The 2943-nt window shown below is 62.6% G+C and carries 3 protein-coding genes; all 3 read left to right on the forward strand.

Annotated features, from left to right (window positions below):
• Positions 1 to 52: 52 nt before the first annotated feature.
• Positions 53 to 1426 carry a tRNA (N6-isopentenyl adenosine(37)-C2)-methylthiotransferase MiaB gene (miaB, locus tag QOC89_RS26565; RefSeq protein ID WP_323047750.1) on the forward strand — a complete coding sequence of 458 codons (1374 nt, stop codon included), beginning with the start codon at positions 53 to 55 and terminating at the stop codon, positions 1424 to 1426.
• Positions 1427 to 1473: 47 nt separating this feature from the next.
• The gene (locus QOC89_RS26570; RefSeq protein WP_323047751.1) at positions 1474 to 2541 is read left to right on the forward strand and encodes a PhoH family protein; all 1068 of its coding nucleotides are present in this window, start codon (positions 1474 to 1476) and stop codon (positions 2539 to 2541) included.
• A gap of 166 nt (positions 2542 to 2707) precedes the next feature.
• A partial coding sequence (ybeY, locus tag QOC89_RS26575) for an rRNA maturation RNase YbeY (RefSeq protein ID WP_323047752.1) occupies positions 2708 to 2943 on the forward strand: 236 nt, incomplete at its 3' end.

A 2943-nucleotide genomic window follows, 5' to 3' on the forward strand; every position in this document is an offset into this window, starting at 1 on the left:
TTCACCTTTTAAACGACGCCCCCAGGTTAACCACTGCGACCGGCGAAATTCGATGACCAAGAAAGTTTATGTAAAGACCTTTGGCTGCCAGATGAACGAGTACGACTCCGACAAGATGGTCGACGTACTCGGCGCGGCCGACGGACTCGTCAAGACCGACACGCCGGAAGATGCGGACGTCATTCTCTTCAACACCTGCTCGGTGCGCGAAAAAGCGCAGGAAAAAGTTTTCTCCGACCTCGGCCGCGTGCGCGAGTTGAAAGAAGCGAATCCGGATCTGATCATCGGCGTGGGTGGCTGCGTGGCGAGCCAGGAAGGCGCGTCGATCGTGGCGCGCGCGCCGTATGTCGACCTGGTGTTCGGTCCGCAAACGCTGCACCGTCTGCCGCAAATGATCGACAAGCGCCGTGAAAGCGGCCGCGCCCAGGTCGACATCTCGTTCCCGGAAATCGAAAAGTTCGACCACCTGCCGCCGGCGCGCGTCGACGGCCCCACGGCCTTCGTGTCGATCATGGAAGGCTGCAGCAAGTACTGCAGCTACTGCGTCGTGCCGTACACGCGCGGCGAAGAAGTGTCGCGCCCGCTCGACGACGTGTTGACTGAAATCGCCGGTCTCGCCGACCAGGGTGTGCGTGAAGTCACGCTGCTCGGCCAGAACGTGAACGCTTACCGTGCCGGCATCACGCTCGGCTCGAACGAAATCGCCGACTTCGCCCAGCTGATCGAATACGTCGCCGATATTCCGGGCATCGAACGGATTCGCTACACCACGTCGCATCCGAAGGAATTCACGCAGCGCCTGATCGACACCTACGCCAAGGTGCCGAAGCTCGTCAGCCACCTGCACCTGCCGGTGCAGCACGGCTCCGACCGCATCCTGATGGCAATGAAGCGCGGCTACACCGTGCTCGAGTACAAGTCGGTGATACGCAAGCTGCGCGCGATCCGTCCGGACCTGTCTCTGTCGACCGATATGATCGTCGGCTTCCCCGGCGAGACGGAGGAAGACTTCGACAAGATGATGGCATTGATCCACGAGATGAAGTACGACACCAGCTTCTCGTTCATCTACAGCCCGCGTCCCGGCACACCGGCCGCGAATCTGCACGACGACACGCCGCGTGAAGTGAAGCTCAAGCGCTTGCAACATCTGCAGGCCACGATCGAAGAAAACGTCCAGCGCATCAGCGATTCGATGGTCGGCAAGATCGAGCGGATTCTGGTCGAACGCCCGGCGCGCAAGGATCCGAACGAACTCGCGGGTCGCACCGAGAACAACCGCGTGGTGAATTTCCCGGCGCCGGTCGCGTCGCACGCCAGACTGATCGGTCAGATGGTGGACGTGAAAATCGTCCATGCGTACCCACATTCGTTACGTGGCGAGCTCGTGCTGGTGCACGACGACTCGCCCGCGACCACCCACTGAGCGACGCCCGCCCGGCGTCACGAACCCGACAGGATCGATCCACCGCCTTGAAGACCACTCAGCAGCATCTGGAATTCACCGCACCGCGCGACGACAACGCGCGGCTCGCCAACCTCTGCGGACCGCTCGACGAAAATCTGCGGCAGATCGAGCAGGCGCTCGACGTCACGCTGCAACGCCGTGGCCACCGCATCACGATTCGCGGGCGCGGCGCGAAACTCGCGCTCACCGCGCTCGAAAAGTTCTACAACAACTCGCTGGAGCCGCTGTCGGTCGACGACATCCAGCTCGCGCTCGTTGAAGTGCGCCACCCGGCGCGCCATCGCACGAACGGCAATGGCGACGAAGCCGGCGATCCGCGCTTTCCGGGCAATCCGGATCATCCATTCGACCAACCCGCCGACAACGGCGACGACGACCTCGAAGAACTCGGCCCGAAGCTGTACACGCGGCGCGCCGATCTGCGCGGCCGCACACCGGCGCAACGCGAGTATCTGAAACAGATCATCGCGCACGATGTGACCTTCGGCGTCGGTCCCGCGGGCACGGGCAAGACCTATCTCGCGGTGGCCTGTGCGGTGGATGCGCTGGAACGCGATCAGGTCAAACGCATCGTGCTGACGCGGCCGGCTGTGGAAGCGGGCGAACGGCTCGGCTTCCTGCCGGGCGATCTGGCGCAGAAGGTCGATCCGTATCTGCGACCGCTGTACGACGCGCTGTACGACCTGCTCGGCTTCGACAAGACCGCCAAGATGTTCGAGCGGCAGATGATCGAAATCGCGCCGCTCGCCTATATGCGGGGCCGCACGCTGAATCACGCGTTCATCATCCTCGACGAGGCGCAGAACACCACGCCCGAGCAGATGAAGATGTTCCTGACGCGGATCGGCTTCGGCTCGAAAGCGGTCGTCACCGGCGATACGACCCAGGTCGACTTGCCGCGTGGCGCGAAGAGCGGGCTGATCGAAGCGCAGCAGGTGTTGTCGGACGTGCGCGGGATTGCGCTCACGCGCTTCACCAGTGCGGACGTGGTGCGTCATCCGCTGGTCGCGCGAATTGTGGAGGCGTACGATGCGCATTCGCTGAAAACCGCCGGTCCGGCGGATTCTCGCTGATTTGCGGCGTTGATTTGCGGCGTTGATTTGCGGCGCTGATTTGCGGCGTTGATTTGCGGCGCTGAGGTGTGGCACTGATTGCGCGGTGCCGATTTACGGTGCCGCACAATCAGCGTTGAATTCCAAGAGATAGGCTGCAGCAAACCTGGCAACACATCGATTACGCATGAGCCGCACTCCGAAACTGACGTTGAACCTGCAATTCCCCGCCGCCAAAGCCTGGCCGGAACACAAGGCGCTGCTGCCGCGCGCCACCGTGGCCGGCTGGATCAAGGCAGCACTGTTCGCGGACGGCGAACTGACCGTGCGTTTCGTCGACGCCGAAGAAGGCCGCACGCTGAACCGCACGTATCGCGGCAAGGATTATTCGACCAACGTGCTGACTTTCGCGTACGCCGAATC

Origin of the sequence: Paraburkholderia sp., assembly GCF_034668105.1 — a bacterium.
In the GTDB taxonomy this organism is placed as follows: domain Bacteria; phylum Pseudomonadota; class Gammaproteobacteria; order Burkholderiales; family Burkholderiaceae; genus Paraburkholderia.